We start from the raw sequence: 25,582 nt of genomic DNA on the forward strand, positions 1-25,582 counted from the left end.
GGGTGACTCCCCTCGACCCCGGGCTCGTCGACCGCGCCGCCGCCCTCGGGGCCGGTCGCACGCGGACGGTCCTCGGCATCGTCGGCGAGCCCGGATCGGGCAAGACGACCCTCGCGACGGCGCTCGTGGACGCCCTCGCCGCGCGCGGGCTCGCAGCGGCGTGGCTGCCGATGGACGGGTTCCACCTGAGCGACCGGAGCCTGGAGGCGATCGGACGGCGCGACCGCAAGGGCGCGATCGACACCTTCGACGGCTGGGGGTACCTCGCCGCCCTCCGCCGTGCGCTCGAGGAGATCGACCATCCCGTGTACCTGCCGGGCTTCGAGCGGGTGCTCGAGCAGCCGCTGGCAGCCGACCGGGTGATCCCTCCCGGGCCCGCGCTGGTCGTGACCGAGGGGAACTACCTCCTCGACGAGGAGGCTCCCTGGCCCGTCGCCCGCGGCCTCATGGCCGAGGTCTGGTACGTCGAGGTCGCGGACGCGGTGCGGCGTGCGCGACTGGTGGAGCGCCACATCCGTTTCGGCAAGACCGGTCGGGAGGCGTCGGCCTGGGTGGAGGCCGTCGACGAGCCCAACGCGCGGCGGATACGCGCGCGCCGCGCCGCGGCCGACCTCGTGGTCCCCGTCACGGAGTGACCTCCCGGCCGGGGGCTGTGCACAACTGCTCGTCGCAGACCGGGGTCGTCCTAGGATCGGGGGATGCGCGGATCGACGGCTGGGGAACGCACACGACGTCTCGTCGCGGTCGCCGCGGTGGCGACGGGGTGCGCGCTCATGCTCACGGGATGCTTCGTCATCCCGCTGGCCGATGGCCGCTCCCCGTTCGACGGCCCGGGCAACCCGAGCTTCCGTGACATCGCGGACCAGTACGAGCCCGTGACCGCCGCGGTCGAGGGCGTCCTGCCGTCCGACCAGTGGGTCATCGAGCCGACCACCTTGACCGACAACTGCGAAGGGCCGTGCAACCTCAGCCTCGGGGTCGAGGTCAGGCCTTCGGCGAGCGTCGTCGCCGCCGTCCTCGCCTCGGGCGAGCTTTCCGGCCCGAGCGGGCGCTTCGCCGTGCCGCTCTCGACCGATCAGCTCGTCGCGGTCGTGAAGGCCGTCGTGCCGGTGGCAGCGGCCGCGCGGCTGCGGTTCTCGGTCGAGGGCGGCTGCGTCTACGGCGAAGACGTCTACGACGACTCCGTCTGCACCGACCTGACGGTCGCCGGGCAGCAGATCCTCGGCACGACCGAGGAGTTCGCCTCGGATCCCGACTTCGTGTTCGCCGACGACTCCTTCACGGTGCGCACGGCGACGCGACCGGCCGACGAGATCCTCGCGCGCCTGGACTGAGGCCGTGACGCGCTCCGCCGTGCGGCGTAGGCTGGTCGTCATGAGCACGAAGGTCGCGCGGGTGCGCGCGAGTGAGGAGGTCGTCGGCGGCATCGCCGCCGGCGGCAGGTGATCCCGGAGCCGCGCGTCCGCGCGTGGTCTCCCGCGTCATCCCTCATCCTCGTCACGCGTGTCGCGTGACCCTTCGACAGGTTGGTCTTCTGTGCTTCCGTTCACCGAGCGCGACATCCGCGCCTCCTTCGTCAACGCCTCCCGCAAAGAGGCCTCGGCCCTGGTCCTGCCCGCGGGCTTCGACGCCCTCGCCTGGGACGATCTCGACTACCTCGGCTGGCGCGATCCCAAGCTCCCGCGCCGCGCGTACCTCGTCGCGCAGGGTCCCGAGGGCCGCGCGGTCGGCATCCTGCTGCAGCGTGCCGAGGCGGCGCCGCACGCACGGGCGCAGTGCTCGTGGTGCCGGGACGTGACGCTCCCGAACGACGTGGTCCTGTACGCCGCGAAGCGGTCGGGCGCGGCCGGGCGCAAGGGAGACACGGTCGGCGTGCTCATCTGCGAGGACTTCCAGTGCTCGCGCAACGTCCGGCGGCTCCCGCCGCTGGCCTACGAGGGCTTCGACCGTGAGGCCGCGCGCGACCGGCGTGTCGCGGAGCTGCGGCAGCTCGTCGCGACCTTCGCGGCCGAGCTGTAGCCTGCGCCGGCCTCTGCGCGGGGATGCCGCGAGGCGACGACGCGGCGGTCAGTACCAGCCGGTGGACTCGGAGTGGCCCCAGGCGCCGCAGGCGTCGCCGTAGCGGCCGGAGATGTAGCCGAGGCCCCACGCGATCTGCGTCGACGGGTTCGACTGCCAGTCCGGGCCGGCGCTGGACATCTTGCTGCCGGGCAGCGCCTGCGGGATGCCGTAGGCGCCGCTCGAGGACGCGGCGTAGACGTTCCAGCCCGACTCGCGGTTCCACAGGGCCACGAGGCAGCCGAACTGGTCGTCGCCCCAGCCGTATGACGCGATCATCTGGCGGGCGATGCCCTGCGCGCTGCCCGGGTCGACGGGGCCGACGGCGGGCGCCGAGGCCCGGCTCGACGAGCCCGACGACTCGGAGGAGGACGACGAGGCGGCCGCGGCGCGCGATGCGGCGGCTGCGGCCTCCGCCTGGCGCTGCGCCTCGGCGGCCGCTGCGGCGTCGTCCGATGCCTTCTTGGCCACGGCGGCGTCGTATGCGCCGCGCAGCGAGGCGACCTCGGTGCGCACGGTGGAGACCTCGCCGGAGAGCTTCTCGGTGAGCGCGGGCACGAAGACGGCGGTCTTCGCGTCGCTGCCGGCGATCGCGTCGATCTGCTTCTGCAGCGCCGTCGTGTCGACGGTGGTCGAAGGGGCGTTCACCGTCAGGCCGGAGGACGCGATGTCGGAGCCCACGGATGCGGCGGCGGCGACGGCCGCGCGGGCCTCGGTGAGGGCGGCCTGCGTCGTGCCGGAGGCCGCGCCGCTCGTCGTGCCGGAGGCCGCGCCGAACGTCGCGTCGCTGCCGGAGGCGGTTCCATCGATCTCGCTCACGGCCGACACGCGGGTCGCCGTCGCCACCCCCGCGAGCGGGTCCGCGTTCGCGACACCGGCCGCGGCGGTCGAGACGACGGCGGCGGCACCGAGCCCTGCGACGAGGGCGACGGGAAGGACGAGACGGCGGAGACGGGAGGGCGACGCGGAGCGGAAAAGCATGCGGGAGTATCGGTCTTTCGAGTCATCGATACGCCGTCGGGAGGGGCGGCGCAGGCCCTCGGGCGGGCACAAGTCCCCGAGTCTGGCGGGTCAGTCTGGACGGTTCCGGCACAGGTCCTGAAAGAACGCTGGGAGCGGGGCGTTCGAAAAATGGCTGATCGCGGGTCTTTCGACCTCAGGCGGTCGCGCTTTCGAAGGCCCGCCACATGCGTGCATAGGCGCCGTCGGAGGCCAGCAGCTCGTCGTGCGAACCGGTCTCGCGGACCCTGCCGTGGTCGAGCAGGACGATGCGATCCGCGCCCATCGCGGTCTGCAGCCGGTGCGCGATCAGCACGGTCGTCCGCCCCGCGGAGAGCCGCTGCATGGCGTCCGTCACGCGCGCCTCGCTCGCGAGGTCGAGGTTGGAGGTCGCCTCGTCCAGCAGCAGGATGCGGGGGTTCACGAGCTCCGCGCGTGCGAGCGTCAGAAGCTGGCGCTGACCGGCCGAGAGCGAGCGCCCGCGCTCGGCGATCTCGGTGTCGTAGCCGCGGGGGAGCGCGCGGATCATCTCGTGCGCGCCCACCGCGCGTGCGGCGGCCTCGACCGCGTCGGCGTCCGCATCCGGCCGCCCATAGGCGATGTTGCTCGCGACGGTCCCGCTGAACAGGAACGACTCCTGCGGCACGTAGCCGAGCGTGCGCCGGAAGCCGGCGAGCTCGAGCGTGCGCAGGTCGCGGCCGTCGGCGCGCACGGCGCCCCGGTCGGGGTCGTAGAAGCGCGCGACGAGCTTCATGACGGTCGACTTGCCCGCGCCCGTCTCGCCCACGAGCGCGATCGTCTCGCCGGCACGGATGTCGAGGTCCACCCCCGCGAGCGCCTCGGCCGGTCGTGCGGTCACCGCCACGGCTCCGCGCGCGTCCTGCGGGCCGCGGATGTCGCTCGAGACGGCGCCCGTCGGATAGGCGAAGTGCACGCGCTCGAGGTCGAGTCGACCCGTGAGCCGGCCGACGGGGGTCGCATCCGGCGCCTCGGGCGTGAGGGTCTGCAGCCGCATGAGCTCGTCGATCCTGGTGACCGACACGCGCGTCTGCTGCCACGAGTCGAACACCTGCGAGAGCTGCTGGATCGGCGAGAAGAACATGTCGATGTAGAGGAGGAAGGCGATGAGCGCGCCCGCCGTCAGCTGTCCCTGCGCGATCAGCAGGGCGCCCAGGCACAGCACGATGGCATCGGCGACCGAGGAGAGGAACTGCACGAACGGGAAGTAGGTCGCGACGAGCCGCTGGGCCGCCACCCGCGACTCGAGGTAGTCCTCGCCCTGGCGGCGGAACCGGCGCCGCGTCTCCTCCTCGTGCGTGAACGCCTGCGCCTCGCGCACCCCCGACAGGCTCTCCTGGAAGGCCGCGTTCACGATCGAGATGCGCTCGCGCGACTGCGCATACAGCTCGGCCGCGCGGCGGCGGAAGAACACCGTCGCGATAGCGAGCGGCACCACCACGGTGAGCACGGCGAGGCCCAGCGGCACATCGATCACGACGAGCGCGACCCCCACCCCGACGAAGGTCACGAACGAGACGAGCGCCCCCAGCAGCCCGTTCGCGAGCAGCGTGTCGAACTGGTCGATGTCGGTCGTCATACGCGTCATGATGCGGCCGGCCATCTCGCGCTCGTAGTAGTCGAGCGAGAGACGCTGGAGCTGCGCGAAGATCCGCACGCGCAGCGACAGCATGATGCGCTGTGCGGCGCGCCCCGTGAAGAACGAGCCCGCGATGCGGGCGAACAGGTCGGCGATCGTGATGAGCAGGTAGGCGCCGCTCGCTGCGAACAGGATGCCGGCGGCGCCGGTCGAGACGCCCTGGTCGATGCCGGCCTTGACCGCGGCGGGGCCGAGGAGACCGGCGACCGCGTCGAGCACGACGAACACGAACGCGAACAGCAGCGGGCGGCGGAACTCGCGCAGGATCGCGCGGAGCGAGAACCCGGGGCGCGGGCTGCTCTCGGCGGCGAGGTCGATCTCCGGCTCGTCCTTCACGGGCGGCAGGGCTGCGACCTTCTCCAGCAGCTCCGGCGTCGCGACGAGGCTGCCCCGGATGCCCCGGCTGCGCCCTCCGCCCAGTCCCGGGCCGATGTCCGGCGCGCGCGTCGCGAGGGGCCGCGGCGCTCCGGCGCCCAGACCGAAGCGGGGTCCCGCGGCGACCTCGACCCCGGCGACCGCCGCGGGCGCGAGGGCCTCCACCTCGCCCCGGCGTGCGGCATCCGTCGCCCCGAACAGCGCGCGGTACACGTCGCTGCGCTCGGCGAGCTCGTCGTGCGTGCCCTCGTCCACGATGCGGCCCCCGTCCAGCACGACGATGCGCTCGGCGAGGCGCAGCGTGGAGTGCCGGTGCGCCACGATCACGACCGTACGGCCGTGGGCGGCATCCAGCAGCGCGTCGTGGATCTGCTGCTCGGTGCGTGCGTCGATCGCGCTCGTCGCGTCGTCGAGCACGAGGATGCTGGGGTCGCGCACGAGGGCGCGGGCGAGTGCGATCCGCTGACGCTGCCCGCCCGACAGGCTCAGCCCGCGTTCGCCCACGACCGTGTCGTAGCCGTGCGGCAGCGCCGTGATGAACTCGTGCGCGGCGGCGGATCGAGCGGCATCCTCGATCTGCTCGTCGGATGCGGCGGGGTCGCCGTACCGGATGTTCTCGCGCACCGACTCCGAGAACAGGAACGCGTCCTCGAAGACCATGCCGACGGCGCCGCGGATCGAGTCGAGCCGCGCACGCCGCAGGTCCACCCCGCCGATCGACACGGTCCCCGAATCGGGGTCGTGAGCGCGCATCAGCATCCCGGCGATCGTGGACTTGCCGCTGCCGCTCGCGCCCACGATCGCGACCCGCTCGCCCGGGGCGATCCGCAGGGTCACGCCGTCGAGCACGCGGCTGTCGTCGTCGTAGCCGAACACGACGTCGTCGAGCCTGATCTCGCCCGCCGGCTCGGCGAGGGCGACGGCGTCGGGGCGGTCGGTGATCGCCGGTCGCAGATCGATCAGCTCGAAGATGCGCTCGAAGCCGGCGCGCGCCTGCTCGGCGATCGTGAGGATGCCGGCGAGCTGGCGCGTGGGCGCCATGAGGGCCGCGATGTAGGTCGAGAACGCGAGGAACGTGCCGAGCGTGATGGTGCCGGTGATCGCGAGCCAGCCGCCCAGGGCGAGCACGGCCACCTGCCCGAGGACCGGGACGGTGCTCAGCAGCGGCTGGTAGCGGGCGATGAGGCGGGTGATCCGCATCTGCGAGCCGTAGAGGCGCACGGCGGATGCGGTGAGCCGCTCGAGCTCGCGCTGCTCCTGGCCGAACGCCTTCACGACGCGGACGCCCGCGACATCCTCGTCGACGATCTGGACGAGCTCGCCCTCCTTCTGCTGCGCGTCCCAGGAGGCGGGGAAGGTGTGCACGCGCATCCGGATCGTGATCCACAGCAGCACGGGCACCATCGCGAGGCTGACGAGCCCGAGCAGCGGCGACAGCACGAACATCACGACGATCGACATCACCATGCTCAGCACGTTGCCGAGCACGAGCGGGAGGAAGGTGAGGAGCCCCTGCACCATGCCGATGTCGGAGGTGGCGCGACCCACGAGCTGCCCGGTCGAGATGCGGGAGAGCGTGCCCTGGTCCAGGCCTTGCAGCGCGTCGTGCATCTCGACGCGGAGGTCGTGCTGCACGTCCAGGGCGATGCGGCCGCCGCGGAACCGGCGCAGGCGCGTGAACACGAAGCCGAGGACGGCGAGCACGAGGAGCCCGACGATCCACGGCCACAGCGGAGCCGCCTGGGCGACGATGACCTCATCGATGATCTGTCGTGCGACGAGCGGGGTCGCGACCTGCGTCGCCGCCCCGAGCACGGCCGCGACGATCGCGATCACGAGACTGCGGCGGTGGCGGCCGAGGTAGCCGCCGACGCGGCGGAGCCAGCCGGATGCGGGCTGTCCCTCGTCCCGCGTCTCGACCGTCACCCGACCATTCTGCGCCTGCGCGGAGGGTGCGCAGCGCGTGGCTCGCGCGGGCGGGAGCCCGGGTCAGCCGACGGCGCGGCGCACCAGGTCGGTGATCGTCCGCGCGACCTGGTCGTCCCAGGCGACGAGCGCGTACGAGGTCGGCCAGAACGCGCCGTCGTCGAGCTGCGCGACATCCTGGAAGCCCAGCGTCGCGTAGCGGGCCGTGAACGTGCCCGCGTCCTGGAAGAACGCGAGCACCTTGCCGTCCTTGGCGTAGGCGGGCATGCCGTACCAGGTGCGCGGGGCGAGGCCGGGCGCGGCGGCGAGCACCGTCTCGTGCACCTTCTCGGCGAGCTCCCGGTCGGTGGGCGCCATCGCCGCGATCTTCTCGAGCACGTCCGCGAGGTCCGCCGCGGCCTTGTCGGCCTTCCCCGCGCGCGCCTTCTGCGCCCGCGCCTCGGACGCCGCCTCCTTCATCGCGGCGCGCTCCTCGGCGCTGAACGCGCCGGTCCCCTTCTTCGTCGCCATATCTGGTCTCCCCGCGTCAGTGCTCACCCTTGATGACGAAGTACGAGCCGCGGATCGTGCCGGCGAGCTTCGACCTCTGCCGCGCGAACTTGAACGAGGACAGCTCCTCCGGAACCTCCATGCCCTCCGAGAGCTTGAAGCCCACCGCGCGCTTGCCCGCGTCCTCGATCGTGTACATCACGTTGATGCCCAGGCCGCTCTCGTAGAAGACGTACGCGAAGCGGATGCCGCCGGCCTCGAACGCGGTCGCCTCCAGCGCCGGGGAGGCGATCACGATGCCGCGCTCCTGGTCGAGGATGCCGCTCACCCACTCGATCGTGTCCTTCGCGTCCGCGGCCGACTCGACCGTGAAGTCGTGGTCGTACTTGTTCTTGAGGTAGCGGGCCTCGTTCGCCCGCAGGCCCGCGAGCGCGTCGGCGACCGGAGACGACTCCAGCCCGACGGTCGAGACGGTCTGGAAATCCACCTGATACGACATGGGACGTCTCCTTCCGGTCACGCACGGGGCGTCGCCCCCGCATCCTTCCGCAGCATCCGCCGCGAATCAACGTCGCATCGCCGAATCCACACCGGATTCGTGCATCCGCGGTGTTGATCCGACGGGCGGGTGTTGATTCGCGGGCGGGCACGTCAGGCGTAACCCGAGTGCAACAGGGGTGGGGGATGCTGTACCCATGTCGATCAAGGTGGCACTGCGCCACGACACCTCGTACGAGTTCGCACGCCCCGTGAAGGTCGGCCCGCACCTCGTGCGCCTGCGGCCCGCCCCGCACTCCCGCACCCCGATCGAGGCCTACTCGCTCGACGTGAGCCCGGCCGAGCACTTCATCAACTGGCAGCAGGACCCCTTCGGCAACTGGATCGCGCGCCTCGTCTTCCCCGAGAAGATCGACCACCTGCGAATCACCGTCGGCCTCGTCGCCGACATGATGGTCATCAACCCCTTCGACTTCTTCATCGAGGAGTACGCCGAGCGCTTCCCGTTCGAGTACGCGCCCGAGCTCAAGGCCGACCTCGCGCCCTACCTGCGCCCGGTCGACGACAGCGAGAACGCGGATGTGTGGCGCCGCGCACAGCCGCAGCCGCCCGCCGACGGCACGCCGACGGTGCAGTTCCTCGCGGACCTCAACTCCGCCATCCACCGCGACGTCGCCTACAGCGTGCGCATGGAGCCGGGCGTGCAGACCCCCGACGAGACGCTGGGGCGCGCGATCGGCTCCTGCCGCGACAGCGCGTGGCTGCTCGTGAGCCTCCTGCGCCAGCACGGCCTCGCGGCCCGCTTCGTCTCCGGCTACCTCGTGCAGCTCGCCGCCGACGAGAAGTCGCTCGAGGGCCCGAGCGGCCCCGAGGCCGACTTCACCGACCTGCACGCCTGGTGCGAGGTGTTCCTCCCCGGCGCCGGGTGGGTCGGGATGGACCCCACGAGCGCCCTGTTCGCCGGCGAGGGGCACATCCCGCTGTCCGCGACCCCGCATCCCTCCTCCGCGGCCCCCATCACGGGGGTCACCGAGCCGGTCGAGGTCACCTTCGGCTTCTCGAACGAGGTCACCCGCATCCACGAGGACCCCCGCACGACCAAGCCCCTCACGGACGACCAGTGGGCGCGGATCGACGCCGTCGGCGCCGAGGTCGATGCGCGGCTGACCCGCTCCGACGTCCGCCTCACGATGGGCGGCGAACCGACCTTCGTCGCCCTGCGGCCCACGGACGAGACCGGCGCCGTCCGCCCCGAGTGGAACACGGATGCCGACGGCCCCCACAAGCGCCAGCTCGCGAACGAGCTCGCCGAGCGCCTCGCCGCGCGCTACGCCACGGGCGGCGTCGTGCACCGCGGACAGGGCAAGTGGTATCCGGGCGAGCCGCTGCCGCGGTGGAACATCGCGCTGCAGTGGCTCGCCGACGGCACGGAGCTCTGGCACGACCCCGCCCTGTTCGCCGACCCGTGGTCGGAGACGGAGGATGCCGCCGGCCCCGCCCGCGCCGAGGCGCTCGGCCGCGAGATCACGCGGCTGCTGGGCCTGCCCGAGACGCAGCTCCTGCCCGCGTTCGAGGACCCGCTGACCCCCCTCGTCGCCGAGCTGCGCCGCCCGGCGGGCCCGCGCCCCGAGACCGAGGAGCCGGACGTCGCCGCCCTCGACGCCGACGTCACGACGCCGACCGGCTGGGTGCTGCCGCTCGTGACCGACCCGACGCCGGAGGGCGAGTGGACGAGCCCGGCATGGCGCTTCCGACGCGGCCGGCTCGTGCTCATCGGCGGCACGAGCCCGATCGGCCTGCGGCTGCCGCTCGACGCGATCGCCTGGAGCGACCCGGAGCACCCGGGCGAGCCGTCCTACCTCGCGCCCGTGGGGTCCGTGACCCCCGGCATCCGATCCGCGTCGGTCGTGGACCCCGAGGGGGCGGCCACCACGGCGCTGGCGGTCGAGTTCCGCGACGGGTGGACGCACGTGTTCCTCCCGCCCACCACGACGCTCGAGGCCTATGCCGACCTCCTCGCCGTCATCGAGCGCGCCGCGGCCGCGACCGGCACCCGGCTCGTGATCGAGGGCTACGGCCCACCGCCGGACGCGCGACTCACGCAGCTCGTCGTGACCCCCGACCCGGGGGTCATCGAGGTCAACGTGCAGCCGAGCGCGAGCTGGGCCGACCAGCGCTCGCTCACCGAGACGCTCTACGCCGAGGCGCGGCTGTGCCGCCTCACGACGGAGAAGTTCGACGTCGACGGGCTCCACACCGGAACCGGCGGGGGCAACCACCTCACCCTCGGGGCCTCGACGCCCGCCGAGTCGCCGCTGCTGCGCCGCCCCGACCTGCTGGCGAGCCTCATCACCTACTGGCAGCGGCATCCCTCGCTCTCGTTCCTGTTCTCGGGGCGGTTCATCGGTCCGACGAGCCAGGCTCCGCGGTTCGACGAGGGCCGCCCCGAGGCGGTCTACGAGATGGAGATCGCGCTCGCCGAGGTGCGCCGTCTCGCGGCGCGCGCCGCCGAGCTGGGCGAAGAGGTCTCCCCGTGGGTCGTCGACCGCGCCTTCCGGCACCTGCTCACCGACCTCACCGGCAACACGCACCGGGCCGAGTTCTGCATCGACAAGCTCTACAGCCCCGACTCCTCGCGCGGGCGGCTCGGCCTGCTGGAGCTCCGCGGCTTCGAGATGCCGCCGCATCCCCGTCTCGCCCTGGTCCAGGCGCTGCTCGTGCGCAGTCTCGTCGCGATGTTCTGGGACGAGCCGTGCACCGCGCCGCTCGTGCGCTGGGGCACGCGCCTGCACGAGGACTTCCTCCTGCCGCAGGGCGCCGCGCACGACATCGCCGAGGTGGTCGCCGACCTCCGGGCCGCCGGCATCCCGTTCGAGCAGACGTGGCTCGACCCGTTCACCGAGTTCCGCTTCCCGCGCATCGGCCTGGCGCGCCTCGCGCCCGGTGCGCAGGGGCCCATCGAGCTGGAGCTGCGGCAGGCCGTCGAGCCCTGGCACGTGCTCGGCGAGGAGGCCACGGCGGGCGGAACCTCGCGCTACGTCGACTCCTCCGTGGAGCGCGTGCAGGTGACGGTTCGGGGGATCGATCCGACACGTCACCTGGTGACATGTCAGAGTGTTCCTGTGCCTTTGACATCCACCGGCCGCCCGGGCGAGTACTACGCCGGCGTCCGCTACCGCGCGTGGCAGCCCTGGTCGGCCCTGCATCCGACCATCGAGGTGCACGCGCCGCTCGTGTTCGACGTCGTCGACACGGATGCCGCCGTCTCGCTCGGCGGCGTCACCTACCACGTCGTGCACCCGGGCGGGCGTGCCTACGAGCACCCGCCCGTGAACGCGAACGAGGCCGAGGCGCGCCGTGCCGCGCGCTTCGCGCCCCACGGCCACACCGCGGGCCGGCTCGACATCGCCGCCCTGCGCGAGGCCGGCCGTCGCGCCGCGACCGACGACTACCCGCACACGCTCGACCTGCGACGGGCCCCGAGAGAAGGCTCCCATGCCCCGTAACGGCCGCCCGGACGATGCGCGGGAGCGCGCTCTGGCGCCGGAGCCCGCCGCATGAGCGTGCTGCGCGAGTACGCGGCGCTCGTCGGCGCCCCGACGCTGCCGCTGCCCGGCACCGCCCGTGAGAGGTTCGACGAGGTCGTCGACGCCGAGGGCGCGCTCCGTCCGTCGTGGCGCGCGATGGCCGCCGTCGCCTACGACCTCACGGCCGACGAGCTGCGACGCATCGACGACGAGATCGCGACGCTGCTCGCCGACGACGGCGTCACCTACGAGCATCCGGATGCCGGCAGCATCCCGTGGGGTCTGGACCCGGTGCCGCTCGTGCTCGACGCCACGACCTGGGGGCGCCTCGAGGTCGGCCTCGCCCAGCGTGCCGAGCTCCTGGGAGCGCTGCTCGAAGACCTGTACGGACCGCAGCGGATGCTGTCCGAGCGCGTCGTGCCCGCCGCCGCGGTGTTCGCGCACGCCGGCTTCCTGCGGCCGCTCGTCGGCACCGGGCCGCGACATCCGCTGCTGCTGTCGGGCACCGATCTCGGCCGCGACGCCGAGGGGGAGTGGCGGGTTCTCGCCGACCGCGTGCAGGCGCCGTCCGGTCTCGGCTTCGCGATGGAGAACCGCCGCGTCATCTCCCGCGTGCTGCCGGGACCTCTACCAGGAGGCGGCGCTGCACCGCATGGAGCCCTACTTCGCGGCGCTGCGGTCCTCGCTGCTGCAGGCCGCGCCGGCCGAGGTCTCCGACCCGCGGATCGTCGTGCTCTCACCGGGCACGCACTCCGAGACGGCGTACGACCAGGCGTTCCTCGCCAACGTCCTCGGCTTCCCGCTCGTGCAGGGCGGCGACCTCGTCATGCGTGACGGCTCGGTGTGGATGAAGCCGCCCGGCTATCCGCACCGGATGCCGGTCGAGCGCGTCGACGTCATCCTCCGTCGCGTCGACGCGGAGTGGTGCGACCCCCTGGAGCTCCGGGCGGGATCCCAGCTCGGCTTCCCGGGACTCGTGGAGGCCGTCCGCCGCGGCAGCGTGAGCGTCGTCAACGCGCTCGGCGCCGGCGTGCTCGAGAACCCGGGCCTGATGCCCTTCCTCCCCGCCGTGTGCGAGCGGCTGCTCGGCGAGCAGCTGCGGCTGCCGAGCGTGCCGAGCTGGGTGGGGCGGCGACCCGGAGGGACTCGAGGTGATCCTCGCGGGCCTCGAGGACGGCGAGCTGAGCGTGCGCCGCATCGACGGCCGCTCGGCCGAGCTCACCGGCATCGCCCCCGACGAGGTCCGCGCGCGCATCCTGACGGAGCCGCATCGCTACGTCGGACGTCGGCTGCTGCCGCTGTCGCAGGCCCCCGCCTGGGCGCCGATGGCGAGCGCCGGCGGCGGCACGGTGCCCCGGCAGCTGATCCTCCGGGCGTTCACGATCCGCGACGGATCCGCGTACCGTCCGCTTGTGGGCGGCCTCGCGACCCTCGCGGGGGTCGGGGGACTGGCGCCCGTGACGAAGGACGTCTGGGTGCTCAAGGCGGCCGAGTCCGATCCTGATCAGGGGCTCGCCGAGGTCGCCCCGCTCACGCTCGCGCGTGCGACGCCGACGCTCTCGCCCCGCGGGCTGGAGGACATGTTCTGGGCGGGCCGGTACGCCGAGCGCGCCGAGGACCTGCTGCGCCTCGTGCTCGCGACGCAGACCTACGCGGAGCAGCTCGACTACTCCTCGCTCGACTCCGGCGCGCTCGTGCTCGCGGCCCTGCGCGACGCGATCGCCCGGCTGTGTCCGCGCCGGGCGGCGGATCCGGCCGACGAGCTGCGCTCGCTGCTCCTGGACGCCGGACGGCCCGGGTCGGCGGCTCATTCCTTCTCGCGGCTCCGCGACGCGCTGGAGGGCGTGCGCGATCAGCTGTCGAACGACACCTGGCGCGTGTTCGGCGCCGTCGACCGCGCTGCCGCGGCGCTGCGGGGGACACGTCACGCCCAGCGGATCCCCGACGCCGCCGGGCGGATGCTCACCGGCGTCCTGTCGCTCCAGGGCGTGACCGCCAACATGATCCAGGACGCCGGCTGGCACATGATCGAGCTGGGGCGTTTCGTCGAGCGCGCACTGCAGCTGTGCGCGCTGCTGCAGGCGACCGCGACCTCCGCCCGCGGTCGTGAGGTCGACCGCGCCGTGCTCGAAGGCGTGCTGCTGGCCGCCGAGAGCTCGGTCACCCACCGACGGCGGCACCGCGGCGACGTCCGCGTCGAGGGGGCGCTCGAGCTCCTGCTGACGGATGCCGAGAACCCGCGCTCGGTCGCGTTCGCGCTGGACCGCGTGGCCGAGCACCTGCGGGCGCTTCCGGCCTCGACCCGCTCCAGCCGCCCCGAACGCCTCGTCGAGGAGCTGCACGCGGCGATCGAGGGCGCCGACCTCGCCGAGCTCACGCTCCGGGAGGACGGCGTGCGGCCGGGGCTCATCCTGCTGCTGGCGGAGACCGCCGACGGCCTGCGGCGTCTCTCCGACGCCGTGCTGCAGGTGCACGGCGCGAGCGGGCCGGAGCCGCAGGCGCTGTCCTCGCTCGCGCTCACCGAGGAGCGGGGGGTCGCCTCGTGAGGTATCGGGTCAGCCACCGCACGGACTACCGCTACGACGCGGATGTGAGCGGCAGCTACGGTCTCGCGCACCTCACGCCGCGCACGCTGCCGGCGCAGCGCGCGAGCGACCATCGCGTCGAGATCGCCCCCGTGCCCTCCGCGACGAGCCGCCACACCGACGGCTACGGGAACGTCTCGACGTACTTCCACGTCACGGAGCCCCACCAGCGGCTCACGATCGACGCCGTGACCGAGGTCGAGGTCGTGCCGCCGAGCTACGACGCGACGGCGCTCGCCGAGCCCTGGGAGCGTGCGCGACCGCTCCAGCACCCCGAGATCGCGGGTGCCTGGGCGGCGACCGACTTCGCGCTGCCCTCGCCCAAGGTGCTGCAGGTGCCGGATGCGACCGATTACGCCGCGGCGTCCCTCGAGCCGGGACGGCCGATCGGCGACGCCGTGACCGACCTCATGCACCGCATCAAGGCCGACTTCGACTACGACTCGACGGCGACGACCGTGACCAGCACCGTTCCGGACGTGCTCGCGAAGCGTGCCGGGGTGTGCCAGGACTTCGCGCACCTGTCGCTCGCGTGCCTGCGCGGGCACGGCATCGCGGCACGGTACGTCAGCGGGTACCTCGCGACGCAGCCCCCGCCCGGCAAGGAGCGCATCGTGGGAGCCGACGCGTCGCACGCCTGGGTCGCGGTGTGGCTGCCCGGCTCCGACCAGTGGCTCGCGTTCGACCCGACCAACGACCAGTGGATCGCGGACCGGCACGTCACGGTCGCGTGGGGGCGCGACTACGGCGACGTCACGCCGGTGAAGGGCGTGATCTACACCGAGGCCAAGCGCTCGACCCTGCGGGTGTCGGTCGACGTCGCCCCGCTCGAGGAGTACGCCGCGCACTGAGCGGCGCGGCGGGATCGGCATCTCGGCGCGAGCGCAACCCCGGATGTCCAGACGCGGGCGTGTGCGATGCTCGTCCCGTGAAAGCCTTCCGATGCCGGGTCTGCGGCAACGCCCTGTACTTCGAGAACTCCGTCTGCGTCTCCTGCGGCACCGCGCTCGGCTTCTCGCGCGGTGAGGCGGAGATCGTGCCGGTCGACGCGAACGGCCGCTACGTCGACTCCGCCGGCCTCGTGTGGCACGTCTGCCGCAACCTCGGCCTGTCCGGCTGCACCTGGCTCGCGCCGCTCGAGGGCGGCCAGTGCTCGGCGTGCGACCTCACCCGCGTCCGGCCCAACGACGCCGACCTCGAGGGGCTGTCGCAGTACCCGGTCGCCGAGCGCGCCAAGCGCTGGCTCGTCGTCGAGCTGGATCGTCTCGGCTTCCCGATCGTGGGCAAGGACGAGGACCCCGAGCGCGGCCTGTGCTTCGATCTGCTGTCCAGCGTGGCCGAGAACGTCGTCATCGGCCACGACGCGGGGGTCATCACGATCGACCTCGCCGAGAGCGACGACGCGCACCGCACGCAGGTGCAGGAGCAGCTCGGCGAGCCGTACCGCACGATGCTCGGCCACTTCCGGCACGAGGTGGGCCACTACTTCGAGTGGCTGCTGGTGGAGGGCACGGACCGGCTCCCCGAGGCCCGCGAGCTCTTCGGCGACGAGACCGCGGACTACCAGGCCGAGATCGACCGCCACTACTCCGAGGGCCCGCCGGCCGGCTGGCAGGAGCGATACATCTCGACCTACGCGACGATGCACCCCTACGAGGACTTCGCCGAGACCTGGGCGCACTTCCTGCACATCTCGGACACGGTGGAGACGGCATCCGCCTACGGGCTGACGGCGGTCGCCGGCATCGAGGCGTTCTCGCGGTTCCGCGACCTGGTGACGGGGGTGTGGATCCCGCTGTCGACGGCGCTCAACATGATCAACCGCTCGATGGGCAAGGACGATCTGTACCCCTTCGTGATCCCGGGCCCCGTGCTCGACAAGCTCGACTTCGTGGCCTCGCTCCGACCCGCCGCCTGAACGCTCTCGCGGCGCGGATGCCGTCAGTCGCGGCCGCGGAGGACGGCGCTGCCGCCGACACCTCGACCGAGACCGTGCGGGGCGAGGCTCCCCGCCGAGACCTCGGAGCGGACGGCGTAGGACACGTGCTCCCACCGCGCCAGCCCGACGGCTCGACTCGGGTCTTCCCGACACGGGGTGACGGATGTCGGTGCCGACCGGCAGCATGTCCACCCCTCGGGACGCCGGAGCGTGCCGCGGCCTCCGGCCGCGCCTGCCGCCGTCTGAGCTCGCCCCGATCGCGGGCTCAGCGGGGGACGTCGACCCAGCGGGGCAGCGGGTCGGGCATCCGTGCCCAGGCATCCGGACCGGCGGCGAGCTCGTCGTCGGTGAGGGCCGCAGCGTCGAGCGCGTCGTAGAGGGCGAGGGCGTCGATGTCGAGGCCGGTGAAGGCGAGGTCCTGACCCAGCGAGAGCGCGTCGCCCTCGTCGGCAGCGAGCGGATGCAGCCACATGCACGAGCCGACGTGCTCCCACTGCCCGACCACGCGCGGTCGCGTGGCGAGTCGGCAGAACCCGACGGACCTCAGCAGGACGCCGCACGCACCGGACTCGAGCCGCTCGTCGAGCGCCGTGCGCAGGCGACCCGGGTGGAACGGGCGGATCTGCTCGTAGCGCACGGTACGGACCCGGGCGTCGGTCATGGTGGGGCGGTGCTCGCCGTTGAGGGCTGTCACCCACCCCGGACGGCTGTGCGCGGGTGCCGCCGCGCGACGCAGGCCGGCGATGTCGTCGGCGGGCCCGCGCGAGAGACGCAGGCGGGCCCGTGGCCCGAGATGGGAGGCGAGCGCGAGGAGGAGGGAGAGCTCCGCCGTGGGGAGGTGCTCCCAGTTGACCAGCACGGTCATGGTCGCGTACTCGAGCGCCTGTGCGGCGTGCAGGGCGCGGGCGCCGGGCTGCCCGAGCGGCACCAGGTCCTCGGCGTCCGCGATGAGGGGGGCGTCGTCGCGCAGATCATCGATCAGATGTCGCGCGTCGGCGATGCACAGGAGCCCGTCGCCGTTCTCCTCCTCGAGCATCGCCGCCGCCTGGGAGGGCGGGACCACGAGCGGGACGTCGATCACCCGGGGACCCTCGTCGGCGACGCCGCGGCCGGAGAGCATCTCGATCCCGGTGACGTGGCGGCATCCGAGTGTCTGAGCCAGGGCGCGGCCGACGCCGCGGCCGGAGAGCATCTCGATCCCGGTGACGTGGCGGCATCCGAGTGTCTGAGCCAGGGCGCGGCCGTACGCGCGCCGCTCCGGCTCGCAGGCGCCCGTGATCGCGATGCCGCCCAATCCGCTCATGCGTTCCTCATTCCCGCGCAGGTCGCGAATAGCGTAGCCTACTTGTTGAGAACTATTATCAATAGGGAGTCGTCGTGAAGGTACGCGCATCGCTGAAGTCGTTGAAGAACCAGCCCGGGGCGCAGGTCGTGCGCCGCCGCGGGAAGGTGTTCGTCATCAACAAGCTCAACCCGCGCTTCAAGGGCCGCCAGGGATAGCGGCCGGGTCGCCGGGTCCGTCAGCTGACGACGACGCGGTCGCCCGTGCGGAGCCAGCCGTACAGCGTCGCCAGCGCGTCCAGGGGCGTGTGCACGCAGGCGTGCGAACCGTCGGTCGTGTACCGGGCGCTGCCGAAGGGGAACGTCTGCCACGACGCGTCGTGGAAGCCGACGCCGTCCGTGAAGGGGATCCAGTAGGTCACCGGGTCGTTCCAGCTGCCGTTGGCGTCCGAGCCGCGAAGCACCGTGTTCTGCGTCTTCCCCTGGACGGCGAAGGTGCCCGTCGGTGTCGAGTCGTCGACGTTCGTGATCGCGGTTGCGCCGGTCGTCACGGCGGTGTCCAGCTTCAGCTCGGTTCCCTCGCAGGCCCACATGTGCTGGTCCGCGATGCTCACGAAGACCGTGCGGGTGCCGTTGGGCACGCTGGCGCAGTGCGGGTCGGCGTCCGTCGGCTCGCCCGTGACCGGCAGGTGCTGCGCATCCGCCGCCGCTTGGGTGGATGTCTGGAGCGCCGCCGTGGCGGCGCTCAGCTCCTTCGTCCTCGCCGTGAGCGCAGCGGTGTCGGACTGCGTCGTGCGGGTCAGTGCCGTCAGCGCGGCCGTCGCCGACTCCACCTCGGCGGTGCCGGACCGCTCGTCCGCGCGGGGCGCCGACGACGCCGACGGCGAGAAGCTCGCCGGGGCGGCGGTCACGGCACCGCTGGTGTCGACGATGATCCCCGCGGCCGTCGTCAACGTCGTCAGGTCGGTCCCCAGCTGGCCGACCTGAGCCGCCGCGGTCAGGAGGACGCCGTGCGCCGTGCTCCGATCGTGCAGCGTCTTCGCGGTCGTGAACTCCGCGACGGCGGCGGTGCGCGCCTGATCGAGCGATGTCGCCGCAGCGTCGTGGTCGTGCTCGGCCGCCGTCAGCTGCGCCTGCGCGTCGACGTAGTCGTTCCAGGCGGCCATGTGCCCGCCGATCGCCGCGCCGACGGCGACGATGCCCGTGCTGCTCGCGATCATGACGGCGAGAGACACGGCCATGACCAGAGGTCGACGGCGCGGGGGGAGGACCTCGGGAAGCCGTCGCACGCGCCGATCGTATCGACGGCGGCTTTTGAGCGGGCCGTGAGCGCAGCGAGAAATGAATGACCGACGGTCAGTCAGGATGATATCCTATCGCCGTGGAACTCGATGAGATGGCGCAGCGTCCGCTTTCCGTGGGCGTCATCGTCGGCAGTCTTCGCCAGGACTCGCTCACGAAGCGTGTCGCCCGTGAGCTGATCGCCGCGGCGCCCCCTCGACTGCGGCCCCGATTCGTCGAGATCCGCGACCTGCCGCTCTACAACGAGGACCTCGACGTCGAGGTCGCCGCTGAGCCGCCCGCCGCCTGGGCGAGGTTCCGTGCAGAGATCCGCGCGTGCGAGGCGGTCCTGTTCGTCACCCCGGAGTACAACCGCTCCGTCCCCGCGCCGCTGAAGAACGCGATCGATGTCGGCTCGGCACCGCACGGTCAGAACGTCTTCCGCGGTCTGCCTGCGGCGATCGTGTCGGCCTCGCCCGGGCGGATGGGGGCGTTCGGCGCGAACCACCATCTCCGCCAGTCGCTCGTGTTCCTCGATATGCCGACCATGCAGCAGCCCGAACTGTACATCGGGGGAAGCGACGGACTGCTCGACGAGAACGGAGCGCTGAGCGACCCGTCGATGGCGAGCAGATTGACGACCTACATGGAGCGGTTCGCCGCGTGGGCGGCGTGCAACGCCAGGATGGCGGCATGAGCGAGGAGCGGACGCGGCTCGCACGTCGGGCGCCCGAGGAGCGGAGGGCGGCGGTGCTCGACGCGGCCCGTTCCCTCTTCGTCGCGAACGGGATCCCGGCCACCAGCATCGACGCGATCGCCGCGCAGGCCGGGGTCGCGAAAGGCACCGTGTACCTGTACTTCCCGACGAAGGAGCACATCGTCTCCGCGATCGAGGCGGAATTCACGGCCCGGATCGTGGAACGGACGCGCGCGGCGGCCACTGCGGCCGCCGACGCGCGCGCGGCGGTGGAGGCGTGGTGCGTCGAGCTGGCACTGTCCTACCTGGATGCGCTCGACGTCCACGACATGCTGTTCTGCGGAGGGTCTCCGGCCACGCGTGCGGGCGTCGCCGACAACGCCCTCGTCCACGACCTGCACGCCCTCCTCGTCTCCCACGGGGTCGACGACCCGGCCGCGACCGCCCCGTTCATCGTGGGCGGCGTCACCATGCTGACCGACCGCGCGATCCTCGACCGCAGCGCGGAGTCACCCGCGGAGCTGCTGGCCTCGGTGCGACGGTGCGTCTCCGCTGCGATCGCTCCTCTCCACGCGGCCGGCGCGTCGGTTCCCGCCGCGCCAGGGGCCGGGGCCTGACGGCGACGCGACCGCGGTGAGGCGTGTGCGCGCGACGGGGGAGGATAGGAGCATGCAGCTTCCCCCGCTCGAACCGCGCCCCGACATCCGCCTCGTCGCCGTCGACATGGACGGCACGCTGCTGGACGCCGAGGGGCGGGTGCCCGCAACGCTCTGGCCGCTGCTCGAGCGTCTCGCCGAGCGGGGCATCGCCTTCGCACCGGCCAGCGGACGGCAGTATGCGACGCTGCGGCGCGAGTTCGGCGGCCACGGCGACGACATGGTCTTCATCGCCGAGAACGGCACCTTCGTCGTCCGGCGCGATGCGGAGATCAGCTCGGACGTCATCGAGCCCGCCGTCGTCGACGAGGTCGTCGCCACCGTCCGTGCGCTCACGCACGACGTCGGCGTCGTGCTGTGCGGCAAGCGGTCGGCGTACATCGAACGCACCGACGAGGCGTTCCGTCGCGAGGCCGACCGGTACTACGCGGAGCTGCGCGAGGTCGACGACCTGGATGCGGTGGACGACGACATCCTCAAGATCGCGGTGTTCGACTTCGGCAGCGCCGAGCACGCCACCGCGCCCGCGCTCGCGGGCATCGCACGCACGCACCAGGTCGTCGTCTCGGGCGAGCACTGGGTCGACGTCATGAACCCCGGTGTCAACAAGGGCACGGCCGTGCGCCGGCTGCAGTCCGTCCTCGGGGTCACTCCCGAGCAGACCGCGGTGTTCGGCGACTACCTCAACGACCTCGAGATGATGGATGCCGCGGCCTACTCGTTCGCGATGGCCAACGCCCATCCGGATGTCGCCGCCCGTGCCCGCTACCGGGCCCCGTCGAACGCCGAGCACGGCGTCATCCGCGTGCTCGAGGCGCTGCTGGCCTGACCCTCCGCCCGCGGGTCAGGCGTTGCGCATGGACCGCAGGCGCAGCAGGAGCTCGGGTGCGTGGCGGTCGAACAGTCGTCCGCCGACGAGGATCCCGACGATCAGGAACGCCGGCCCGAGCACGATGCCCGTGATCAACGCCGCCCAGCCGAACGCCGCCGTGCCCGATACCGCGGCGATGATCGCGAGGATCACGGCGGGGGATCCCAGGACGGCGATCAGGACCCAGATGCCGAGCATCATGAACCCCATCAGCGCGTTCGTCCCCGGGACCCGCTTGAACGGGCTGTCGCCGGGGGCGGCGACGGGAACGACGATGAGCGCAGAGCTCACGGCGCACACGCCGAAGCCCGTCAGCAGCATTCCGATGCTCGCGCCGAGGATGGCGGGCAGCAGCGACCACTGACCCGAGATCGCGCTGGTGACGCCTGCGACGACGACCAGCAGCGGGATCCCCACGACGGACGCCGCCAGCATCCTTCCGGCTCGGTCGTCGCGACCGCGCGCGCCCGTCGACAGCACGGAGGCGAACGCCGTGCCGTCGTAGGAGACGTCGACGTAGGGGACCACGCCCATCACGACCGCGACCAGGACCGCGGAGAACGCGAAGAGCGGGCTCGTGACGTCGCCGCCCGAGTAGACGAGCATCAGCACGGGGAAGATCGGGACGACCAGAAGCTGACGGAGATACCGCGGATCGTGCAGCCAGTAGGTCTGCGACCGCGCCCACGAGCCGCCCGTGGCCCCCGTGGGGAGACGCCCGAACCAGCCGAGCTTGCCGGCCTTCGCCTTCCGCGTCGTGCGCTGCGCCGGTGCACCCTGCGAGGAGACGAGGATCCGGCGCCACAGCCACCACAGCAGCGCGGGAGTGGCCACGGCGATGGCGAGCCTGCCGACGGCCGGGAGCCAGTCGCCGGCGGCGGCGTCGCCCGGGACCGCCCATGCGGCCGCCAGCGGGGTCCAGGCCACCGCCGCGATGACGTCCTGGATGCGGCCCAGGGGGTCGGCGCCGGAGAGCCCCATCCGCAACAGCGTCGAGAACCCGACGAAGATCGGGCCGACCAGGATCACCAGGAGGAACGCGATGCCGCCGATGATCTCGCGGGTGCGGCGATTGCCGCCCGCTCCGCTCATCAGGGAGGCGATCAGCCGCGAGGCGAGCACGCAGGTGATCACGCCCAGCGGGACGCAGACGACGGCGACGAGCATGGCGACCGGCCACCGCCAGAACGCGGGGATGACGGCGACGGCGCCGGCCATCGTCGCGATGCCGGGCACTCCGGTGAGTCCGGCGGCGGCGAGCGCGACCATCATGCGATCGGTCGAGATCGGGAAGGGGGCGAGCTTGTCGGGGTCGAGGGTCGTGTCGACGCCCGCGATGAACACCGGACCGAGCGTCCAGCCGAGCAGCAGCACGGCTCCGCCCGCGGTCACGACGGCGCGCAGGACGTCGAGCCCCCCGAACCCGGCGGCGAACAGCCCGGCCCACACCGTCAGGAGCGCACCCGCCGCCCACAGCATCCCGAAGATGAAGCCGACCAGCTGCCAGGGGCTGGCGGCGAGCTGATTGCCGAGGACGCGGAAGCGGAGCCTCAGGAGAGTCGCAACCACTCGGGGCCCTCCGAACGGTGACGGCCGCCGACGAGGTCGACGAAGCGGTCTTGCAGGGTCTGGCCGGAGCGCACCTCGTCGACCGTGCCCGCGGCGAGCACGCGCCCCTTGGCGATGACGGCGACGTGGTCGCACATGCGCTGCACGAGGTCCATGGAGTGGCTCGACACGATGACCGTGCCGCCGCTGCCGACGTAGCCGCGCAGCACGTCCTCGATGTTGGCGGCCGAGACCGGGTCGACCGACTCGAACGGCTCGTCGAGCACGAGCACGCGGGGGGCGTGGACGAGGGCGCACGCGAGGGCGACCTTCTTGGTCATTCCGGCGGAGTAGTCGACGACGGCGTTGCCGGCGGCTTCGCCGAGGTCCATGAGGGCGATGAGGTCGGCGGTGCGCTGGGCGATCTCGGGGCGGGCGAGGCCGAACATCATCCCGGTGTAGGTGATGAGCTGCTCGCCGGTCAGCCGGTCGAACAGCCGGACGCCGTCGGCGAGGTTGCCGATCATGCGCTTGGCCTCGACCGGATGCTGCCACGCGTCCACACCGTGCAGCACGGCCGTCCCGCCGTCCGGACGGAGCAGGCCCGTCGCCATCGACAGCGTCGTCGTCTTGCCGGCGCCGTTGGGACCGACGAGGCCGTAGAACGAGCCCGTCGGCACGGTGAGGTCGATGCCGTCCACGGCCACCTTGTCGCCGAACCGCTTGAACAGGCCGCGCAGCTCCAGCGCGGCCTGGCCTGACGGCGCCGTCTCGATCGGGGGGAGGTTCGCATCCGATGTCGTCACGAGCCCCATGCTACGGACGGCCCGTGACGTCCGCCTCCCCCTTGCGGGGGAGTGCGCCGGTCAGGTCCACACCGCGGTCGCGTCCGCCTCGGCGGTCGCGAGCAGAGCCCCGGCCTCCGTGCCGGAGGCGACCGCGTCCTGCAGCACGGCCTGGAGGGATGCCATGCGCGCGGTCCACTCGCGATGCGCACGGTCGTATGCGGTCTGCGCCTCGCCCGACCAGCGCGCCGTGAGGTCGCTCACCCGGCTGTCGAGCGTGTCGAGCTCGGCACGGATCTCGCGGGCTGCCCGCGCGAGCGCGCGGATCAGCTCGTCGTGCCGGTCGGGGTCGAAGGAGATCGTCACGGCCGTGTCCTCAGTGCTGGCCCAGGAAGGAGCGGGGGTCGCCGGGGACGCAGAGCGAGGTGCCGGAGATGTAGTAGTCGCCGGGGGCTGGGCTGAAGCTGATCACGGAGACCGGACCGCCCTCGCCGAAGACGACGGGGATCCCTCCTCCCGAGGTGTCGATGTGGACGGTCATGCCGAGGGAGGTCCAGTAGTCGGCGATGGTCTTGGCGTCGGCGGCGTGGTCTCCGCCGGGCTGGGGTGCGCCGTATCCGTATCCGAAGTGCACTCTGGTGCCCTGTATCGCTCCGCAGTCGCTGAAGTTCGGCGCGTGGTCGCGGTTCCAGCCGGTCACGCGGGGCAGGAGCGCCGCGCTGTCCTCGATCGTGGACACGAGCGTGTCCCTCGCCTGCTCCGGCGTCATCCCGTCCTCCTTCGATCCGCACGACACCAACCCCACCGCCACGACGACGGCGATCGCCACGGCCGCCACCCGCCTTCCTCGCATACGCGTTCCTTTCGCCGGTTCGCCGCCGGAGCCGGGGCTCCTGCGGCACACGCTAGTCCCGTCGTGCGAGGGAGGGGGACGACATGCGCGGGGAGGAGGGCTGAATCCGTATGCGGCGTCCTCCACCCTGCGCCTCAGCCGCGCGTGCGCGCGAGCCACGCGTCGAAGGTCTCGGCGCCGCGCACGGCCTCCGGCCCCGCGAGAAGCGATCCGTCGCGCATCGCCCGCCCGAACGGGCCCGGGAGCGAGACGGCGGGAATCGGCATCCGTCGTCCGCGTGCCCGCGCGCATGCCCGGACCATGCGCGGCAGCCATTCCTCCCGGGGGCCCGCGAGATCGGGCACCCGTCCGGCCGGCGGCTGCTCCGCGAGATCGACGAGCCGCGCGGCGACCTCGTGCGCGGCGACCGGCTGTGTGCGCATGCGCGGCGCCAGCTGCAGCGGACCGAACCGCGCGCGCGTGAGCATCTGCTCGGCGAACTCGTGGAACTGTGTCGCGCGCAGCAGCGTCCACGGCACTCCGCTCGCCACGACGGCCTGCTCCTGGGCGAGCTTGCCCGCGTAGTAGTCGTAGGGAGCCCGGTCTATCCCGACGATCGAGAGCGCGACGTGGTGTCCCACGCCCGACCGCCGCTCCGCATCCAGCAGCGCCCCGGTCGTGCGCGTGAAGAACTCGATCGCGTCCGCGGCGCTGCGCACGTTCGCGCTCAGCACGTCGACGACGACCTCCGTGCCGACGAGGTCCAGCGGCTCGGGCCCGGTCAGATCCACTCCCGCCGCGCGTGACAGCACCCGAACCTCGTGCCCCCGCGCTCGCGCCTCGGCGACCGCCATCGTGCCGACCGCTCCGGTTCCTCCTGCCACGGCGATCCTCATGTCCGCATCATTCCTCTCCGGGCCGCCGGATGCGGCACCCACCCCATCGACGAGACAGCCGTGGCGAACGTGAGGTCCGCAGCGGGCCGGCGATGCGCGGCGGCTCCGATGTGCCAATCTGGGTCGTACAGGTGAGCTTGCGATCCAGAGGGAGAACCGTGCGCTGCGGACCGCTGACGGCGACCACGAGCGGCGTCGCGGTGGCCGCTGTGGAGGGTCTGCACCTCCTCCTCACACCGGACGGTCTCGTGCACCGTCGTGGGTCGACGCCGCTCGCGGACACCGTGCCCTGGGAGGAGACGTCGCGGATCGAGCTCGGCCTCCGAGTCTCGCGCCTCCCCTTCCCGGGCGCGCTGGCGACGGTCGGGTACGCCCTCCTCGCGCTCGTGTCGCAACAGGTCGACGACGTCCGCCACGGCGAGAGCACGATCGTCGTCGCCGGCACGGACGGCACGCGCCGCGACCTCCCCGTGAACCACGCGGTCGGCGGCTACGGCAGGCGCGCCGTGGCTCTCGCCGGCGTCCTGCTCGACCGGCTCGTCGCCGAGCCCGCGCAGCGCGGGCAGCTGGCGGAGCCCGAGCGGGTCGTGCAGGGGTACGCCGACGCGGTGCGTCGCCGACGCGCGTCCGCGTAGCTCACATTCCGGGTGCCGGCCTCGTCGTCAGGTGTGGGAGGGAGATG

23 protein-coding genes and 2 pseudogenes are annotated in these 25,582 nt (G+C 72.6%); 14 read left to right on the forward strand and 11 right to left on the reverse strand.

Annotation, left to right across the window (positions count from 1 at the left end; translation table 11 throughout):
* Positions 1 to 2: 2 nt before the first annotated feature.
* The 3 genes from QE381_RS13545 (at position 3) to QE381_RS13555 (ending at position 2,019) form a co-directional block, all read left to right on the forward strand.
* Entirely contained in the window at positions 3 to 635 is a 633-nt protein-coding gene (locus tag QE381_RS13545; protein ID WP_307218968.1) for a nucleoside/nucleotide kinase family protein, read from the forward strand.
* Between the two features lie 63 nt (positions 636 to 698).
* The gene (locus QE381_RS13550) at positions 699 to 1,334 is read left to right on the forward strand and encodes a hypothetical protein (protein ID WP_307218970.1); all 636 of its coding nucleotides are present in this window, start codon (positions 699 to 701) and stop codon (positions 1,332 to 1,334) included.
* Between the two features lie 202 nt (positions 1,335 to 1,536).
* Complete coding sequence (locus QE381_RS13555; protein WP_307218972.1) at positions 1,537 to 2,019, forward strand: FBP domain-containing protein; 483 nt, start codon at positions 1,537 to 1,539, stop codon at positions 2,017 to 2,019.
* 48 nt (positions 2,020 to 2,067) lie between these two features.
* Here the strand turns inward: QE381_RS13555 and QE381_RS13560 are convergent, their stop codons facing one another.
* The 4 genes from QE381_RS13560 to QE381_RS13575 all read right to left on the reverse strand — a co-directional run bounded on the left by QE381_RS13560 (position 2,068) and on the right by QE381_RS13575 (position 8,003).
* Complete coding sequence (locus QE381_RS13560) at positions 2,068 to 3,039, reverse strand: lytic transglycosylase domain-containing protein (protein ID WP_307218973.1); 972 nt, start codon at positions 3,037 to 3,039, stop codon at positions 2,068 to 2,070.
* A 175-nt stretch (positions 3,040 to 3,214) separates the two neighbouring features.
* Positions 3,215 to 7,015, reverse strand: coding sequence for an ABC transporter ATP-binding protein (locus QE381_RS13565; protein WP_307218974.1), 3,801 nt, complete (start codon positions 7,013 to 7,015; stop codon positions 3,215 to 3,217).
* Between the two features lie 63 nt (positions 7,016 to 7,078).
* Positions 7,079 to 7,525 (reverse strand): iron chaperone, encoded by a 447-nt coding sequence (locus QE381_RS13570; protein ID WP_307218976.1) that lies wholly within the window; start codon positions 7,523 to 7,525, stop codon positions 7,079 to 7,081.
* 16 nt (positions 7,526 to 7,541) lie between these two features.
* Positions 7,542 to 8,003: a phage tail protein gene (locus QE381_RS13575; protein WP_307218978.1), complete on the reverse strand. Its 462-nt coding sequence runs from the start codon at positions 8,001 to 8,003 to the stop codon at positions 7,542 to 7,544.
* A 196-nt stretch (positions 8,004 to 8,199) separates the two neighbouring features.
* Here QE381_RS13575 and QE381_RS13580 point away from each other — a divergent pair, with 196 nt between their 5' ends.
* The 6 genes and pseudogenes from QE381_RS13580 (at position 8,200) to QE381_RS13605 (ending at position 16,032) form a co-directional block, all read left to right on the forward strand.
* Complete coding sequence (locus QE381_RS13580; RefSeq protein WP_307218979.1) at positions 8,200 to 11,508, forward strand: DUF2126 domain-containing protein; 3,309 nt, start codon at positions 8,200 to 8,202, stop codon at positions 11,506 to 11,508.
* A 177-nt stretch (positions 11,509 to 11,685) separates the two neighbouring features.
* Positions 11,686 to 12,087, forward strand: a pseudogene (locus tag QE381_RS13585) (circularly permuted type 2 ATP-grasp protein); the annotation flags it as partial.
* A 94-nt stretch (positions 12,088 to 12,181) separates the two neighbouring features.
* Positions 12,182 to 12,607, forward strand: a pseudogene (locus tag QE381_RS13590) (circularly permuted type 2 ATP-grasp protein); the annotation flags it as partial.
* A 73-nt stretch (positions 12,608 to 12,680) separates the two neighbouring features.
* Positions 12,681 to 14,075, forward strand: a complete 1,395-nt coding sequence (locus QE381_RS13595) for a circularly permuted type 2 ATP-grasp protein (RefSeq protein WP_307218981.1) — start codon at positions 12,681 to 12,683, stop codon at positions 14,073 to 14,075.
* Positions 14,072 to 14,965 (forward strand): transglutaminase family protein, encoded by an 894-nt coding sequence (locus QE381_RS13600; protein ID WP_307218982.1) that lies wholly within the window; start codon positions 14,072 to 14,074, stop codon positions 14,963 to 14,965. The genes QE381_RS13595 and QE381_RS13600 overlap by 4 nt, the downstream gene beginning before the upstream one ends.
* A 77-nt stretch (positions 14,966 to 15,042) precedes the next feature.
* Entirely contained in the window at positions 15,043 to 16,032 is a 990-nt protein-coding gene (locus QE381_RS13605; RefSeq protein WP_307218983.1) for a putative zinc-binding metallopeptidase, read from the forward strand.
* Positions 16,033 to 16,318: 286 nt separating this feature from the next.
* Here QE381_RS13605 and QE381_RS13610 read toward each other — a convergent pair whose 3' ends face one another.
* Positions 16,319 to 17,356: a GTP-binding protein gene (locus QE381_RS13610; protein ID WP_307218985.1), complete on the reverse strand. Its 1,038-nt coding sequence runs from the start codon at positions 17,354 to 17,356 to the stop codon at positions 16,319 to 16,321.
* A gap of 74 nt (positions 17,357 to 17,430) precedes the next feature.
* On the opposite strand from QE381_RS13610, the gene ykgO reads away from it, so the two are divergent.
* A complete protein-coding gene (ykgO, locus tag QE381_RS13615) occupies positions 17,431 to 17,553 on the forward strand; it encodes a type B 50S ribosomal protein L36 (RefSeq protein WP_137416250.1) in 123 nt (40 codons plus the stop codon).
* Between the two features lie 20 nt (positions 17,554 to 17,573).
* Here the strand turns inward: ykgO and QE381_RS13620 are convergent, their stop codons facing one another.
* Positions 17,574 to 18,623, reverse strand: a complete 1,050-nt coding sequence (locus QE381_RS13620) for a L,D-transpeptidase (protein ID WP_307218986.1) — start codon at positions 18,621 to 18,623, stop codon at positions 17,574 to 17,576.
* 92 nt (positions 18,624 to 18,715) lie between these two features.
* On the opposite strand from QE381_RS13620, the gene QE381_RS13625 reads away from it, so the two are divergent.
* Genes QE381_RS13625 through QE381_RS13635 form a run of 3 tightly spaced genes read left to right on the forward strand, consistent with a single transcriptional unit; the run spans position 18,716 to position 20,797 of the window.
* Positions 18,716 to 19,312 (forward strand): NADPH-dependent FMN reductase, encoded by a 597-nt coding sequence (locus tag QE381_RS13625; RefSeq protein WP_307218988.1) that lies wholly within the window; start codon positions 18,716 to 18,718, stop codon positions 19,310 to 19,312.
* Positions 19,309 to 19,929, forward strand: a complete 621-nt coding sequence (locus QE381_RS13630; protein WP_307218989.1) for a TetR/AcrR family transcriptional regulator — start codon at positions 19,309 to 19,311, stop codon at positions 19,927 to 19,929. The genes QE381_RS13625 and QE381_RS13630 overlap by 4 nt, the downstream gene beginning before the upstream one ends.
* Before the next feature lie 52 nt (positions 19,930 to 19,981).
* On the forward strand, positions 19,982 to 20,797 hold the full coding sequence (locus tag QE381_RS13635; protein WP_307218992.1) for a Cof-type HAD-IIB family hydrolase: 816 nt from the start codon (positions 19,982 to 19,984) through the stop codon (positions 20,795 to 20,797).
* Between the two features lie 15 nt (positions 20,798 to 20,812).
* On the opposite strand, the gene QE381_RS13640 is transcribed toward QE381_RS13635, so the two are convergent.
* The 5 genes from QE381_RS13640 to QE381_RS13660 form a co-directional block, all read right to left on the reverse strand.
* On the reverse strand, positions 20,813 to 22,408 hold the full coding sequence (locus tag QE381_RS13640) for a hypothetical protein (protein ID WP_307218993.1): 1,596 nt from the start codon (positions 22,406 to 22,408) through the stop codon (positions 20,813 to 20,815).
* Positions 22,390 to 23,202: an ABC transporter ATP-binding protein gene (locus QE381_RS13645; RefSeq protein WP_373426945.1), complete on the reverse strand. Its 813-nt coding sequence runs from the start codon at positions 23,200 to 23,202 to the stop codon at positions 22,390 to 22,392. Before QE381_RS13645 ends, QE381_RS13640 begins: the two co-directional genes overlap by 19 nt.
* Before the next feature lie 51 nt (positions 23,203 to 23,253).
* A complete protein-coding gene (locus QE381_RS13650; RefSeq protein WP_307218997.1) occupies positions 23,254 to 23,538 on the reverse strand; it encodes a WXG100 family type VII secretion target in 285 nt (94 codons plus the stop codon).
* Between the two features lie 10 nt (positions 23,539 to 23,548).
* Entirely contained in the window at positions 23,549 to 24,010 is a 462-nt protein-coding gene (locus QE381_RS13655) for a hypothetical protein (RefSeq protein ID WP_307218999.1), read from the reverse strand.
* Positions 24,011 to 24,159: 149 nt separating this feature from the next.
* Positions 24,160 to 24,900, reverse strand: coding sequence for an SDR family oxidoreductase (locus QE381_RS13660; RefSeq protein ID WP_307219001.1), 741 nt, complete (start codon positions 24,898 to 24,900; stop codon positions 24,160 to 24,162).
* A gap of 158 nt (positions 24,901 to 25,058) precedes the next feature.
* Between QE381_RS13660 and QE381_RS13665 the strand changes: the two genes are divergently transcribed.
* Entirely contained in the window at positions 25,059 to 25,535 is a 477-nt protein-coding gene (locus QE381_RS13665) for a hypothetical protein (RefSeq protein ID WP_307219003.1), read from the forward strand.
* The last annotated feature ends 47 nt before the right edge of the window (positions 25,536 to 25,582 follow it).

The organism is Microbacterium sp. SORGH_AS_0888, assembly GCF_030818905.1.
Taxonomy (GTDB): domain Bacteria; phylum Actinomycetota; class Actinomycetes; order Actinomycetales; family Microbacteriaceae; genus Microbacterium.